Source organism: Limosilactobacillus caecicola (assembly GCF_943192935.1).
GTDB lineage: Bacteria > Bacillota > Bacilli > Lactobacillales > Lactobacillaceae > Limosilactobacillus > Limosilactobacillus caecicola.
Window position 1 is genome coordinate 90,719 of record NZ_CALPCI010000003.1, and the last position, 15,036, is coordinate 105,754.

At 42.6% G+C, this 15,036-nt stretch carries 16 protein-coding genes and 2 tRNA genes; 8 read left to right on the top strand and 10 right to left on the bottom strand.

Annotation, left to right across the window (positions count from 1 at the left end):
• Nucleotides 1-5 precede the first annotated feature (5 nt).
• Entirely contained in the window at nt 6-602 is a 597-nt protein-coding gene (locus NFR43_RS05630) for a thymidine kinase (protein WP_251547305.1), read from the bottom strand.
• A 197-nt stretch (nt 603-799) separates the two neighbouring features.
• Here NFR43_RS05630 and NFR43_RS05635 point away from each other — a divergent pair, with 197 nt between their 5' ends.
• From NFR43_RS05635 to NFR43_RS05645, 3 genes are read left to right on the top strand one after another with little or no spacing between them, the layout of a single operon-like run.
• Nucleotides 800-2,137 (top strand): Mur ligase family protein, encoded by a 1,338-nt coding sequence (locus NFR43_RS05635; protein WP_251547308.1) that lies wholly within the window; start codon nt 800-802, stop codon nt 2,135-2,137.
• Nucleotides 2,137-2,868, top strand: a complete 732-nt coding sequence (locus NFR43_RS05640; protein WP_251547309.1) for a type 1 glutamine amidotransferase — start codon at nt 2,137-2,139, stop codon at nt 2,866-2,868. The genes NFR43_RS05635 and NFR43_RS05640 overlap by 1 nt, the downstream gene beginning before the upstream one ends.
• A 12-nt stretch (nt 2,869-2,880) precedes the next feature.
• Complete coding sequence (locus NFR43_RS05645; protein WP_251547310.1) at nt 2,881-3,180, top strand: hypothetical protein; 300 nt, start codon at nt 2,881-2,883, stop codon at nt 3,178-3,180.
• A 46-nt stretch (nt 3,181-3,226) separates the two neighbouring features.
• On the opposite strand, the gene NFR43_RS05650 is transcribed toward NFR43_RS05645, so the two are convergent.
• From NFR43_RS05650 to NFR43_RS05665, 4 genes are read right to left on the bottom strand one after another with little or no spacing between them, the layout of a single operon-like run.
• Complete coding sequence (locus NFR43_RS05650; RefSeq protein ID WP_251547311.1) at nt 3,227-4,249, bottom strand: serine hydrolase domain-containing protein; 1,023 nt, start codon at nt 4,247-4,249, stop codon at nt 3,227-3,229.
• 15 nt (nt 4,250-4,264) lie between these two features.
• Nucleotides 4,265-6,112 carry an ABC transporter ATP-binding protein gene (locus NFR43_RS05655; RefSeq protein WP_251547312.1) on the bottom strand — a complete coding sequence of 616 codons (1,848 nt, stop codon included), beginning with the start codon at nt 6,110-6,112 and terminating at the stop codon, nt 4,265-4,267.
• A complete protein-coding gene (locus NFR43_RS05660) occupies nt 6,105-7,841 on the bottom strand; it encodes an ABC transporter ATP-binding protein (RefSeq protein ID WP_251547313.1) in 1,737 nt (578 codons plus the stop codon). Before NFR43_RS05660 ends, NFR43_RS05655 begins: the two co-directional genes overlap by 8 nt.
• Before the next feature lie 12 nt (nt 7,842-7,853).
• Nucleotides 7,854-8,291, bottom strand: a complete 438-nt coding sequence (locus NFR43_RS05665) for a MarR family winged helix-turn-helix transcriptional regulator (protein ID WP_251547314.1) — start codon at nt 8,289-8,291, stop codon at nt 7,854-7,856.
• Nucleotides 8,292-8,420: 129 nt separating this feature from the next.
• Here NFR43_RS05665 and NFR43_RS05670 point away from each other — a divergent pair, with 129 nt between their 5' ends.
• Complete coding sequence (locus tag NFR43_RS05670) at nt 8,421-8,876, top strand: DUF441 domain-containing protein (protein ID WP_251547315.1); 456 nt, start codon at nt 8,421-8,423, stop codon at nt 8,874-8,876.
• A gap of 50 nt (nt 8,877-8,926) precedes the next feature.
• Here the strand turns inward: NFR43_RS05670 and NFR43_RS05675 are convergent, their stop codons facing one another.
• Nucleotides 8,927-9,502, bottom strand: a complete 576-nt coding sequence (locus NFR43_RS05675; RefSeq protein WP_251547316.1) for a hypothetical protein — start codon at nt 9,500-9,502, stop codon at nt 8,927-8,929.
• 209 nt (nt 9,503-9,711) lie between these two features.
• A tRNA-Gln gene (locus NFR43_RS05680) sits at nt 9,712-9,784 on the bottom strand.
• A gap of 120 nt (nt 9,785-9,904) precedes the next feature.
• Here NFR43_RS05680 and NFR43_RS05685 point away from each other — a divergent pair.
• From NFR43_RS05685 to NFR43_RS05700, 4 genes are all read left to right on the top strand, one after another.
• Nucleotides 9,905-10,234 (top strand): hypothetical protein, encoded by a 330-nt coding sequence (locus tag NFR43_RS05685; RefSeq protein ID WP_251547317.1) that lies wholly within the window; start codon nt 9,905-9,907, stop codon nt 10,232-10,234.
• Between the two features lie 50 nt (nt 10,235-10,284).
• Nucleotides 10,285-10,357 (top strand) — tRNA-Glu (locus NFR43_RS05690).
• 332 nt (nt 10,358-10,689) lie between these two features.
• Nucleotides 10,690-11,541, top strand: coding sequence for an aldo/keto reductase (locus NFR43_RS05695; protein WP_251547318.1), 852 nt, complete (start codon nt 10,690-10,692; stop codon nt 11,539-11,541).
• A 155-nt stretch (nt 11,542-11,696) separates the two neighbouring features.
• A complete protein-coding gene (locus NFR43_RS05700; RefSeq protein WP_251547320.1) occupies nt 11,697-12,338 on the top strand; it encodes a matrixin family metalloprotease in 642 nt (213 codons plus the stop codon).
• Nucleotides 12,339-12,379: 41 nt separating this feature from the next.
• Here NFR43_RS05700 and NFR43_RS05705 read toward each other — a convergent pair whose 3' ends face one another.
• From NFR43_RS05705 to NFR43_RS05715, 3 genes are all read right to left on the bottom strand, one after another.
• Nucleotides 12,380-12,589, bottom strand: a complete 210-nt coding sequence (locus tag NFR43_RS05705; RefSeq protein ID WP_251547328.1) for a hypothetical protein — start codon at nt 12,587-12,589, stop codon at nt 12,380-12,382.
• A gap of 27 nt (nt 12,590-12,616) precedes the next feature.
• A complete protein-coding gene (scrK, locus tag NFR43_RS05710; protein WP_251547330.1) occupies nt 12,617-13,492 on the bottom strand; it encodes a fructokinase ScrK in 876 nt (291 codons plus the stop codon).
• 140 nt (nt 13,493-13,632) lie between these two features.
• A complete protein-coding gene (locus tag NFR43_RS05715; RefSeq protein WP_251547332.1) occupies nt 13,633-14,991 on the bottom strand; it encodes a glucose-6-phosphate isomerase in 1,359 nt (452 codons plus the stop codon).
• Between the last annotated feature and the right edge of the window lie 45 nt (nt 14,992-15,036).

Below are 15,036 nucleotides of genomic sequence, written 5' to 3' on the forward strand. Positions count from 1 at the left end.
TTCCATTAGTCATTCTCCTGTTCGCGATTTAATTCGGGGTGAAAATAGTGTTTACGGCAAACTGGGTAGTATGATTCATTACCCCCTACCTGAATTTGGTCACCCTCATACACCGGCTGACCGTCATGAATCCGTAAGTTCATAATGGCTTTGCGTGGGCAGAACCAGCAGATTGTTTTCATTTCCTCAATTTTGTCTGCATAAAGTAGTAAATACTTTGAGCCTTCAAATAATTCGTTTTTAAAATCGTTTTTGAGTCCAAAGGTCATAACAGGAATATTGAGTTCATCAACAATCTTCGTCAATTGCATCACATGCTGCTTAGTCAGGAATTGGGCCTCATCTATCAACACACAGTAAATTCGGTGCTGAGTCAGTTTTTCCTGCACCAATTGATAGATATCTGTATCATTCATAATTGGCGTCACCCGCCGTTTGAGGCCGATGCGACTAGCAATAATGCCTCGACCTGACCGTGTATCAACCCCACTAGTGAGCAATTCGACAGGTTTATTTTGCTCTTCATAATTATGAGCCACTTTTAAAATATCAATTGATTTTCCGGAATTCATCGCGCCATATTTAAAAAATAACTGCGCCAATATTTTCACCTTTTTCTCATGAAATAGTACTGTTCAATTATAGCGGAAAAGACCAGCTTTTTGAATAGGTAATCTTGACAAAGCACTTTCGACTGGCACTTACATTTTCTTTAAGGGAAATCGGGACGCTTTCTTTTTATAACAAGAACGTTTAAAATGGTGACTTATAAAAGTATATTGTGGAAGGAAAAAATAACATGTCAATTCGAAGCTCATTTGCAGAATTTGCAGGACGATCCAGTTATTGGTTCTTACATAATGTTTTTCATGGGGGAAGTTCATTACCAGGAAAAATCACCCTCAAGCTGGATCCAAATATTCTGAGTGAATTTGCCAAAAAGTATGATTTGGTGATTATTACCGGTACCAATGGAAAAACTCTCACCACTGCGTTAAGTGTCCGGGTTGCCCGTGAAAAATACCAAGACGTTGTCACAAATCCTTCAGGATCCAACATGGAGCAAGGAATTGTCACTGCATTTATCACTGCCCCACGGGCTAAGCAAAAGGGGTTGGCAATCCTGGAAGTGGACGAAGCAAATGTCCGGATGGTCACCAAACACATCCGGCCGATTGCAATTGTCATGACGAACCTTTTCCGTGACCAAATGGATCGGTACGGTGAAATTTACACAACCTATGACAAAATTTTAGCAGGGGTGAAGCTTGCTCCACAGGCTACCATTATTGCTAACGGTGACGAACAAATCTTTAACACCAAGGATTTACCAAACCCCGTGATTTATTACGGTTTTGCCAATGACCATCAAGATGATTTGCGGGCACCAGCTAACACTGACGGCTTGCTATGTCCGAAGTGTCAACACATTCTTCATTTCCATAACCTCACTTATGCCAGTCTTGGTGAGTATTTCTGTCCTCATTGTGGTTTTCACCGTCCAGAATTAACGTACAAAGTCACAGCTTTAGGCAATATGACGCCAACCTCCTCTAAATTTGAGATCGATGGTCACCAGTTTGAAATTGGTGTTGGAGGGCTTTACAACATCTACAATGCTCTGGCAGCCTATTCGCTGGGCCGTTTCCTTGGCATTACCCCAGAACAAATTCAGCACGCTTTTGAAGCTGATGAACATGTTTTTGGGCGGCAGGAAATCATTGATGTCGATGGTAAAAGGGTCACCCTGGTTCTCGTTAAAAATCCAGTCGGCCTCAATCAAGTGATCGATATGGTGTTGACTGAGCCCCAACCATTTAGCTTCGGCTTTTTATTAAACGCTAACTATGCTGACGGAATTGACACCAGTTGGATTTGGGATGGGAACTTTGAAAAATTAAATGATTCACGAATTAAGGCCTTCTTTACCGGTGGTGAACGTTACAAAGATATTTCAACCCGTTTAAAGATGGCTGGCATTGACCAACTGCAAGAGGAACCAAACCTGACCAAAGTGATTGACCTGATCAAAGAATTACCAACGGACAACGTCTACCTGCTTTCAAGTTATACTGCAATGCTCCAACTTAGAAAAGAATTATCTGAACGCAAGTACATTCAAGGAGGCATGGATTAATGGCAAAATATCATTTACATGTTGCACATCTCTATGGTGACCTGATGAATACCTATGGTGATATCGGCAATATTATTGCTCTCAAATATTATGGTCGCCAGATGGATACCGAAATCACTGCCGAAGTCGTCAGCATTGATGACGATTTTGACCCGACCCGTTTTGACATTGCTGTATTTGGTGGTGGTCAAGATTTTGAACAATCGGTAATTTCCAAAGATATTCCCAAAAAACGGGCTGGAATGGAACAATTTATTAATGACGGAAAACCATTTCTTGCCATTTGTGGTGGCTTCCAACTTTTGGGTAAATACTATGTCGATGCCAACGGAGACAAAATCCCTGGCGCCGGCATCCTCAGTCACTACACCGTAACTCAAAGCAATCAGCGTTCCGCCATGCAAAACCAAACTCGCTTTATCGGGGACATTATGATCAAAAATGAAGAAACCGGTGACCTGTATCACGGTTTTGAAAATCACAATGGGCGCACTTTCTTAGGTGACGATGAAAAGCCTCTCGGCATTGTCCAACAAGGACATGGCAATAACGGTGAAGATCAAACAGAGGGAGCAATTTACAAGCATACTTATTGTTCCTACTTCCATGGTCCAATTTTAACCCGGAATGGCAAGCTTGCTAAACGAATGCTGCTAGAGGCATTACATAATAAATACCCAAATGCCGATCTTGCTCAGCAGAAATCCCTAGAAATCAAGCCAACTTTCTAGGAGGTCAACGCAATGTCATCGATTTTTGTGACCATTATTACCGTCATTTTTATTGCTGAATCTTTTTGGGAATTTCGCCTCTTCAGTTTTCTAACCAATCAGGCGACCAAAATTCAAAATACAAGTGAACGCGAAAAGTTAGCCCGGGCGCTAAAACTTGACCGGCGCTGGAACTGGGCATCCTGGATTTTGATTTTTATCATTTTCATTACCCCATCCGCCACTTACCTGCCACTAGTATCACTCCTCTGCTTACTAGAAACTCTGATGGTAATGCGTTTGGACCGTGTTAAACGGCGTTATTTCAATTAATTAAAGCAGTGGCCTGTGAGGGATAACCCTCACAGGCCACTGCTTTTTATTGATCTTTTTCCATTAAATAATTAGCCATAATTCGTCCCCGGTAATTAAGGTAATCATCATTATCAGCACGGGGGTGAACCCGGTTGGAAAGAACAACCATGCCCTGATCAGTCTGCTGATCAAGAATGATCCAGGTCCCAGTAAATCCCGTATGACTAATAATCGGATGTTGGTCAGGTGTGCGGGCATGTAAAAGTTTCCAACCTAAGCCCCGATTATGGTCACCATGAAGTGGAGTTTGGTCATGAAACATCATCTCCACGGTCGACGTGGTCAAAATGTGGTCTAAGTTGGTTTCAAGCAATGCATGACTAAATTTTAATAAATCATCCAGCGTTGAAAACAAGCCAGCACTTCCACAATGCCGTTGCAAGATGTACCCCTTGGGATCGTGGGCTTGTCCCCGAATCAATCCTCGTTGATTCTGAACTTCGGTTGGAACACAATCCTGCCAGTGTGGGACGTACGTTGTCCGTGTCATGCCTAACGGACGAAAGACATGGCGCTGACTCAGTACCTGAATGGGTTGACCCCAGATTCGTTCCGCAATCAATCCTAAATAGATAAAGCCAATATCCGTATACAGAATATTTTTGTTGAGGTTGGAACCAATTTGCTCCATCGTTAATAAACTGGTCAATAATTGGTCTGCAGGTAGTTCGTTCCGGTGAGGAATATAACCTTCAATCGCCGCTGTGTGGGTAATCAAATTCCGAATCCGCACTTCTGAATTCTGAACTTCTGGCAAATATTGGCAGACCGAATCATCCAAATGGAGTGCCCCAGCTTGAAGCAAAATAGCAATCACCGGCACTGTGCCAATCACCTTCGTCAATGATGCTAAATCATATTGCATTCCGTCACGGAGCGGGATTTTTTGAGGAACTACCTCGGCCATCCCTACAACCCGCTTAATCATGTGGGAACCATCAAAAATTGCATAGCTGACGCCAGGAACAATCTGCTCAGTAACCATTTGATTGAGTAATCGGATCGTTTGTCGGTACTTATCCTGCATTTTCCGCTCGCTTCCTTATGATTCTGCTAACTGATTGCCAGCAAATTGACTGTTGTACAAGTCGGCGTAGAAGCCATTCTTGGCCATCAATGAGTCATGATTTCCCGTCTCAATAATGTGACCATGATTCATCACAATAATCTGGTCAGCATCCCGAATGGTTGAAAGCCGGTGGGCGACAACAAAGCTAGTCCGACCCTTTTGAATATCATTCATCGCATTCTGAATTAACGCTTCCGTTCGCGTATCCACGGAACTCGTTGCTTCATCCAAGATCAAAACATCTGGATTAGCAAGGAAAGCCCGCGCGATCGTCAGTAATTGCCGTTGCCCTTGAGAAATGTTCGAAGCCGTTTCATCCAAGACGGTGTTGTAACCATCGGGCAGCTCCCGAATGAAATTATCGGCATAGGCAAGTTTAGCAGCCTGATAAACTTCTTCATCGGTAGCGTCCATTCGACCATACTTAATGTTGTCAAAAATGGTTCCTGTAAAAAGCCACGTGTCTTGAAGAACCATTCCGACATGATGCCGTAGTTGCTCACGTGTCATGGAACGCGTATCGTGACCATCATAGTAAATGTGGCCACCATCAACATCATAAAATCGTTCAAGCAAGTTAATAATTGTGGTCTTCCCAGCACCAGTTGGACCAACGATGGCGACCATTTTATTCCGCGGGGCCTTTAAGTTGAAGTCCTCAATTAATGATTCGTTTTGATTGTAAGCAAATTGAACATGGTCAAATTCAATCGCTGGTTGCTCGCCTGAACGAGCTGGCGTGGTGGCTAATTCCGTATCCATATTAGGTTCATCCAGAACCTCAAAAATCCGTTCTGCCGACGCAATGGTTTGCTGGATCGTACTTGAAAGGTTGGCAATTTGAGTAATTGGTTGTGAGAATTGGTTAGAATACTGAAGGAAGGCTTGGACATTCCCTAAGGTGATTTGTCCGTGAGCCACCTGAATAGCTCCCACAACGGCGACTAGTAAGTAACCAACATTTCGGACAAAGTTCATACATGGGAAAATAAGGATTGAGAAGAATTGCGCTTTCCAGGCCGCTTGGTAGTAATTTTGGTTTTTCTTGGCAAATTCTTGTTCCTCGTCTTCTTCGTGGTTAAACACCCGGACAATGGTATGACCAGCATAGGTTTCTTCGACCTGATCATTAATTTGGCCGAGGGCAGCTTGTTGACGCGCAAATAATTTTTGGGCGGTTGGCGCCACAAAGCCAACAATCAGCAGGCTGAGCGGAATAATAATCAAGGCCACTAAAGTTAACTTCCAACTAATTGAAATCATCAAGGCCAGCACACCAACAAACGTGATTGTACTGGTAATAATCTGAATCATCCCTTGTTGCAACGTCCCAGCGATGTTATCCATATCATTAACCATCCGGCTCATAATGTCACCGTTGGAATGGGTATCGTAGTACTTAATCGGTACCAGCTTCATTTTTTCCTTCAAGTCCTGCCGCAGATTATAAACCACTTTTTGTGAAATCCGGGTCATCATCACTTGTTGGACAAAACTAAATAAGCCAGAGAAGACGTACAGCAAAATAACGACAATCGCAATGTGAAGAATCTTTTGGTAATCAATCGGTAGTGAGTGCAGGTGGACTCCCGCCTTCATCTCCCGATACCCCTTTAAAATTCCATCATAAATGGTTGTTGTCGCTTCACCAAGAATCTTTGGTGCCAAAATGGAGAGAATGACTGAACAAATGGCCATGACAATGGAAATGATCACTCCCCATTTCCAAGGTCCAAGGTATGAAATCAGTCGTTTGGTTGTTGGCCAAAAGTGGGTCGCTTTGTCCGGCTTGCCCCGCCGTGGTCCACGTCCATTATGCATGGTGATGCGCCTCCTTTTGAATTTGTGAGTTCAGAATTTGTTGGTAAGTCTTGTTTTCTGCCACTAGTTGTTGGTGATTACCTTGGCCAACGACCTTACCATCATCAAGGACAAGAATAAGGTCGGCATCAGCAACCGTCGAAATCCGTTGCGCAACGATCACCGTCACCGCTTTCTGCAATTCCGGATCTTGGTTCAATGCCATCCGTAATTTAGCATCAGTCTTAAAATCTAGTGCAGAGAACGAATCATCAAAAATGTAAACGGAGGCTGGTTTAATGATCGTCCGAGCAATCGCTAACCGTTGCCGTTGGCCGCCTGAGAAGTTACTACCATTTTGTTCTACAATGGCGTCTAACCCACCGGCTTCCTTGACAAAATCACTCGCCTGAGCGATGTCTAAAGCATGCCAAATTTGTTCATCAGTAGCATTTTCCAAGCCAAATTGCATGTTCGAACGAATCGTTCCAGAAAACAGAACCGCTTTCTGTTGTGTGATCGAAATCAGCTTATGCAAATCATGCTGTGATAACTGGTCAATCGGGTAACCATTCACTTTAATCTGGCCACTTTCAATATCAAATAACCGTGGAATTAAGTTCACTAAGGAAGACTTCCCGGAACCGGTTCCTCCAATGATGGCCAAGGTTTGGCCGGCATGAATCTTAAAGTCCAGATCCTTTAGCGCAAGATTTTCCGCACCGGTGTAACGGAAGTCGACGTGATCAAAGTCTAGTGAAGCCGGCGTTGATGGATCCACTGTCGTTGCCTTTTCCGGATCACTAATGATGTACGGCTGATCAAGGACCGCATTCACCCGTTTAGCAGAGGCCGATGCACGTGGGACAAAGACAAAGATCATGGATAGCATCATGAAACTCATCAAAATTTGGGTTGAATAAGTCATGAAAGCAATCAGATTTCCGACTTGCATACTCATTTGACCAATTAACTTAGCACCAAGCCAAATAATTCCGATATTTGTTAAGCTTAATACCAAAGTCATGATTGGAAACAGAAATGATACTAACGTAAACGCCTTAATCCCCGTATTGGTGTAGTCTTCGTTAGCTTTTTTAAACTTATTTTGTTCTGTTTCGTCCTGGTTAAATGCCCGAATAACACGGACACCAGTTAAGCCTTCTCGGAAAACCAGGTTAATCCGGTCAGTCTTTTGCTGGATACTCTTAAAGAGTGGAATGGCAAAATACATAATGGCAATGATGGCAATCGCCAAGACTGGCAAGGAAATCACGAACACCTTCGTCAAGCGTGGCTCACGATAGTATGCCAACACGATAGCAGCAACTAGCATAATTGGTGACTGAAGCATCATCCGCAAGATCTGCACCATTACATTTTGAATCTGCACAATATCGTTGGTGGATCGGGTAATGAGCGATGAATCACCAGACTTGCTCATTTCCTGACTCGAAAAATGCAGGATTTTTTTATAAATTTGGTCCCGGAGCTTCCGGCCAACTTTCATTGCTTGGGTTGAAGCGAAGTAGACGTTTACCGCTGCAGCAAGCAAACCAACGGCTGCCACAATTAGCATTTTGCCACCTTCAACCCAAATATAGGCAATATCTTGTTTTAAAACCCCTTTGTCAATCAAATCAGAAGTGATGGTTGGCAAATAGAGGTCGGCCGCCACCTGAAAGCAGAGAAAAATCACTGCCAGCAAGGTTGGTAACCATTCGAGATTTCGTTTTGCAATCTTGATCATTTCATCTTCACCTTACTTTTGATAGTGTTCTTGAAGACCAGCTGTCATTAACTTTCCAATCCGGATTAATGCCTGACAATCCTCAATCGTTAATTTATCCAATAATGCATCCATAAATTCTTGGCGTTCCGCGTCTAATTCTTGGTTCTTAAGTCGCCCCTGTTCAGTTAATGTTACAATCACCTGTCGCCGATCCTGCTCATCACGGTGACGGGTGATCAGACCATTCTTTTCCAAGCGCGTCAGGACTTGAGACAAGGAGCCAGGGCGCACATGCACTTGCTTCGCCAATTCATTTTGAAAATAATGATTATCATGGCGACCAAGTACGGCAATAATTTGTCCGCCACCCTGAAAATGACCAATTTGGTTGCGATTGCGCAATGCGACTTCATGGATCATCCTGGTGGTTTTCATTAATTCACGGAAAAGTTGTTGTTTTTTTCCCATTTAATCTCACCAACTTTCTACTGGTACCTAACCATTAGGTACCTAACGGTTTTCTATCATACTCTCTTCCCTTCCAATTTCAAGAAAAAAATGGGATATAGTATAATCTTTTTGTCAGGAGGATCATCTATGGAAACTTGGTTATTTTTAGCATTAGTTTTGATCATTGCTATCCTTGGTAAAAATACGTCTTTAATTGTGGCCACCATCGTTGTGCTGCTTTTAAAGGCACTGCCGTTTACTAATAAATGGTTGCCAATTATCCAAAACAAAGGAATTAATTGGGGAGTCACCATTATTTCAATTGCAATTTTAGTACCGATCGCGACCGGTGAAATTACTTTTCATGATTTAATTCACGTTTTTAAAACTCCCGCTGGGTGGATTGCGATTGCGATGGGAATCGCGGTTGCGATTTTGTCCAGATTCGGTGTTAATCAGCTGTCCGCTTCGCCACAAGTTACCGTCGCCTTAGTCTTCGGCACCATCATGGGTGTGGTGCTCTTCAAAGGAATTGCAGCCGGACCGGTGATTGCTAGCGGTTTAACCTACTGTCTCGTAACAATGCTGAATTTACATTTTTAACGAAAAAAGCTCCCCGCACTGCGGAGAGCTTTTTGGGTTTTAAATAATAATTAGTTGAATTGACCAGTAACTGGATCCATCTTCTGAACAGAATTGTTGTTAGTGTTGTAGTTGTAGAAACCAGTTAAGTTAGAAACATTTTGGTCTTGGTCCGAACCAGTGTTACGAACTTCAATCCGGTATTGGCCATTGCCTTGGTTTTGAACAATGTATTGATTTCCCTCGGCCTGTTGAACACCACTAGTAGCTAAGAAATTGTTCAAAACATCGTTGTCACTAACTTGTTGGCTTGCTTTCGTCGAGCTAGCAGACTTTGTAGCCGCGTAGCTGGAGCGAACTTGTGAACGAACAGCGGCTTGACTAATAGCTTGGCTACTAGAACTCTTAACACCAGTGGCTGAGTTTTGCACGCTCGCAACTTTAGCAGATGAACTTTGACTAGCAGCCGTTGTGGAAGTGTCACTGGCTTTGTTACTCTTATGATTCTTCTTAACGACCTTTGCAGATGAAGCTTTATTGCTTCTTGAAGACGATGTTGTTGCACTGCTAGAAGCACAACCTCCTAAGAGAAATGCCGACATCAACAAAACGGTGCCCGTCAATAATTTACCTTGTACGTTCTTCATAATTGTAACCCCCTTAACCAGTATTTTTAAAAAGTTATTCTTAATTGATTACAATTATATTGTAACGCATATGTAATGTTTTTGAAACAATTTTAAATCATTTGTAAAAACATTTTGAGATGAATATCGCAATTTCTGAGTGCTAAGCTGCAATCTCTCGATCAACGGTATAGAAAAAAGCCGTTAACTTTGGTTAACGGCTTTTGAAGTTGGGTATACTGGTCTCGAACCAGTAGATTACGGATTCAGAGTCCGCTGCCTTACCAGTTTGGCGAATACCCAAAAATAACAACACAGATATTATACAAAATTTCTGAATCAGACGCAAGAATTTTTATAATCAGTTCTCCCTTTTCAACAAAATTTGTTAGAATTAAAGAGTTAATGCGAAAGGAGAAAAATATGGCTAGTAATTCTGATGCGCTTTATTACGTTTTATCCAAAATTTACCACCATCCCGATTTAGTCATCGCGACAGTTCCTCAATATTCGAACGCGGTGACCATCACGATTTCTGACCGTTTAAAAGTCTCCGACCAGTCCTATTATTTTCCAGACCACAAATTAATGGTCAACCGACTGTCACCTGACTTCGTTGCAAAAAACGGTGATTTACTTGATTACTACTTTGATATGACCACTCAGGATAATCCAGGATATCACGATGTCTGGATGACGACTGGCCACGTTGAGGCTCAACATGCCTATTTAATTGAGCTCTCCTTTGAGTAAGCATTGACATACTATCAGATGGTTTAGTATACTTACTTAGTAAGTATTTTTGCCCGCTGGTCAAATTGGTTAAGACGTCGCCCTCTCAAGGCGGAGTTACGGGTTCGATCCCCGTGCGGGTGATTTTTTATACTCTCAAACATGTTTGTGAATGTCTTAAACCGCATGGTTAAGGCATTTTTATTTTTGCAACGGTTCAATATTCTCTTACCAACCATCCACCTCTTCTTATCAGTTCCCAAATAGCAAAGTGAGGTTATGCAAGAATTAGGTATCTTTGGCCCTGAAAAGCTTGATAATCCGGTTAGCTTTTATACTAAATTCACTGAGCAATTAACCTCCCCGTTAACTAAGTAAAATCGGCTCAGATTGTTGATTTACTCCCGTTGGTTGGCTATGCTTAATATATAGTATTTTAGCCTTGTCGTTACCGACTGTTCGAAAGAAGGAAAATCATGACAACTATCCAAGACAATTATTTAACCCTTGCTGACGGGCAGAAAATGCCTCAACAAGGGTTCGGAGTTTATAAATTAACTGACTCAGCAACCTTTACCCAAACGATTCAGGACGCCTACGAAGATGGTTATCGATTATTTGATACTGCTCAAATGTACGGCAATGAAGCTGACCTTGGCAAGGCCCTAAAATCCCTCAGCGTTGACCGGGATGACTATTTCATCACTACCAAGGTGGCCGAAAGCAACCAAGGCTATCAAAAGGCCATCGATTCAGTTAAGGAATCCTTGCAAAAACTACAACTTGACTATGTCAACTTATTGCTAGTTCATTGGCCAATCAATGGTCCTTTCTTTGAGACCTGGCGAGCCTTTGAGGAGATGAAAAAAGAAGGACTCACCAAATCAATTGGAGTCAGCAACTATGGGATGGTACACTTACAATACCTCGCTACCCAAGCCTCAGAAATGCCGGTTGTTGACCAGTTGGAATGCCACCCGTGGCTCTCTGAAAAACCAATGATCAAATTTAACAATGATCACCACATTGTGACCCAGGCTTGGGCACCGCTCGGTCGTGGCCGTATTTTTGAAGAACCAATCTTACAAGAAATCGCCAACAAGCACGTTAAATCTGCTGCGCAAATCATCTTACGTTGGCACCTGCAAAATGGAATTTCCTTTATTCCAAAATCTGCCCATGCACAACGAATCAAGGAAAATGCCGCTATTTACGACTTTGCATTAACTCCTGAAGAAATGGCTCAAATTGACTCTATTAATAAAAACCTGCGGATCAGCCAGGAGCCAGAACTCGTTTACGAATTCAACCAGCAATATCCACACTAAAGTTACAAAGCTTAAAACTTTGGCAAGATTATTGACGCCCCACCACTAAGTGGGGTATTTTTATCTACAAATTCTCTTAACTGGGATGTGATTATATTAAATTACGCAATCTTTTTAGATCCCTGTTTCTCTACCTAATCGTATTTGGCGGGTTCATGTGGTTCTATTCCAATAACCATCAATTCCGGCGGCAAACGGATAATGGCATCGCTTATCTACAAGCGACAGTTAAAGAAGTTAGTGATCAATTTAGCGGTAAAGCCTCGACAAGCAGTTCTTCAAATCAGGCTGCCAACCAACAATCCACGGTTAATAGCCAAACGGATAAAATTGATGGTCGTTGGACCAAACGAACCGCAACGATTTACATCAAGATGGATAACGCCACTTTACAACAGGCAATGGAAGAAGCTGTTACTGCTTGGAACAATACTGGTGCCTTTAAATTTACAATTGTTCACACTCGCAAAAACGCTGACATCGTTGCCACCAGTTCTAACAATGGTGGTGATCAAGCCGCTGGTTTAGCGCAAATGAACGAAAACACAGTAACTGGCTACTTTATTGATGGTCATATTTATCTCAACAAGGCCTACTTATTGAACCCTAGTTACGGCTATACCCACGAGCGAATCGTCAATACGGCTGAACATGAACTCGGTCACGCCATTGGCCTCAGTCACAATAGTGGTCAATCGGTTATGCAGTCATCTGGTTCATTCTTCTCGATTCAAAACACTGACGTGCAAGCCGTTAATAACATCTATAATAAAAATTCCGCTAAACAAAGTAGCTAATCAAAAAGCGGTCAGTTCCCGATTTTCGGAAACTGACCGTTTTACTTTCTATTCATCATCAACAAAATTAACAGCAGAATTAGCAGGCACAAACAATAGCCAACCGCTAACCAGGCAATAATTCGAACAAAGGGCAGCGGCTGCCACTCACCAATGATTTGCAGAACAATTGCCAAGACAAACCACACCACTAAGCGATTTTGCACCTGATGAATTAAAGGCCTTAAGTTACCTTTCATTGGCGTTTTCATTTAATTAGCTTTCAAAATTCTTTAATGCTAGCTTTCAAAATTCTTTAATGCTAACGCAAAGTTGCCGACGGTAGCAGAACTATTATTTTCGGCCAATGGCATTGTGATGTACCTTTCCAAAGGTCCACAATCTACATAGTTGTTCATCAATTTAGCAAATTCACGACGAACTTTCTTTAAGAATTCCTCGCTGGTTACCCCACCACCAAAAATAATTTTATCAGGGCGTAACATTAGCGTAGTGTCCAACGCCGCTTGTGCAACGTAATAGGCCATGATGTCCCAAACGGGATCAGTTAGCGGAACTACCCGGCCACTCTTTCCAAGCCGTGCATCAAAAGTTGGTCCTGAAACCAGGCCTTCCAAGCAATCACCATGATATGGACAAATACCTTTAAAGTCGAGATCATCAGGATGCCGCTTGACCCGAATATGCCCCATTTCTGGATGACCCATACTACCAATGAATTTACCATCAACTACCACACCGGCACCCACTCCGGTCCCAATGGTGTAGTAAACTAACGAGTCCAACTTTTGATTGAATAAGGTTGACAAAACATACTCCCCAAACGCCGAACCATTAACGTCAGTAGTCCAAAAAATGGGAATATTCAAAGCCTTTTCAAGGGTACCAACCACGTCCGTGTTACTCCACCCCTTCTTTGGAGTATCAGTGATATAGCCGTACTTAGGAGAATTATGCCGAATTTCAATTGGACCAAATGACGCCACTGACAGCGATTTTAATTCTGGATACTGTTTAAAATAATCAATCGACCTCTGTAAAGTCTCCTCTGGCGTCGTCGTTGGAAAAACTTTTAAGTCTTGAATCTGATAATCTTCATTTCCCACGGCACAGACAAACTTAGTACCGCCACCTTCAATACTACCTAGTAACATTACTAACACCTCTATTTGTAATCGTTTTCACCAACATTATCGCAGCTTCAGCTCTTATTGGCAACCGTTTACCAAAATTTCGCAAAAAAAGTGTCGTACAGCTCGATGAGTCTGCACGACACAAAGTATTGACAGCTAAATTATTGATTATCAGCCATTTCTTGACGAAGCTTGTCACCAATTTCTTCATAGCCAGGCTTGCCAAGCAAGCCAAACATGTTAGTCTTATATGCTTCAACACCTGGTTGGTTAAATGGGTTAATTCCGTTCAAGTATCCGGAAATCGCAATGGCAACTTCAAAGAAGTAAATTAGGTACCCAAGGGTATATTCATCTTCCTTGTCAATGTGCACCGTCATCACTGGCACACCACCAGTAGTGTGGGCAGCAACCACCGCTTCATAAGCCTTGGTGTTAACCCAGTCCATGTTCTTACCTTGCAAGTATTCCAATCCATCAAGATTACTCTTGGCATCTGGAATCGTCATATCGTGGTTTGGTTCATCTAATTTAACAACGGTTTCCATCAAGAAGCGCCGGCCTTCTTGAATGTATTGACCGAGTGAGTGCAAGTCAGTCGTAAAGTTGGCACTAGATGGATAAATTCCCTTTTGGTCCTTTCCTTCAGATTCACCAGCTAGTTGCTTCCACCATTCTGCCAGCATGGTCATATTCGGTTCGTAGTTTTCCAGAAGTTCAGTTTCGTAACCCTTCCGGTAAAGGATGTTCCGGTAAGCAGCATATTGATAAGCTTCATTCTTAGTTAAATCAGGATCCGTATAGGTGTGTTCAGCCGCTGCGGCCCCTTCCATCAACTTATCAATATCGGCTCCAGAAGCAGCGATTGGTAATAGACCAACTGCACTCAACACTGAGTAACGGCCACCGACACCGTCAGGAATCACGAAGGTTTCCCAACCAGCATCGTCTGCTTCGCTCTTTAAGGCGCCACGCTTGGCATCGGTAGTAGCGTAAATCCGTTGATTGGCTTCTTCTTCACCATACTTATCAATCAACTTTTGCTTAAAGATTCGGAAAGCGATTGATGGTTCAGTCGTTGTTCCTGACTTTGAAATGACGTTCACGGAGAAGTCACGGTCACCGATTAATTGAATCAAATCATAAACATATGAAGAGCTCAAGGAATTACCGGCAAAGAGCACTAATGGTGCCTTCCGGTCTGCGGCAGATTGTGCTTGATAAAAGCTATTGTGTAAGAAATCAATGGCCATCCGCGCACCTAAGTAGGAACCGCCAATTCCAATTACGACCAAAATATCAGAATCGTCTTTGATCTTGTCGGCAGCTTTTTTGATCCGCGCAAATTCTTCCTTATCGTAGTCACTTGGCAAATGTAGCCAATCACGGAAATCAGCGCCAGCACCGGTTCCATTCCGGAGCTCAGCATCTGCTGCATTCACCATTGCTTGCATTTCTCCGAGTTCATTTTCGTGAACAAACTTCTTTAAAGCACTACTATCAAATGAAACATGTGCCATTTAGATAACCTCTTTCTGATAAATCAATTTTTTCTTCACACTCCA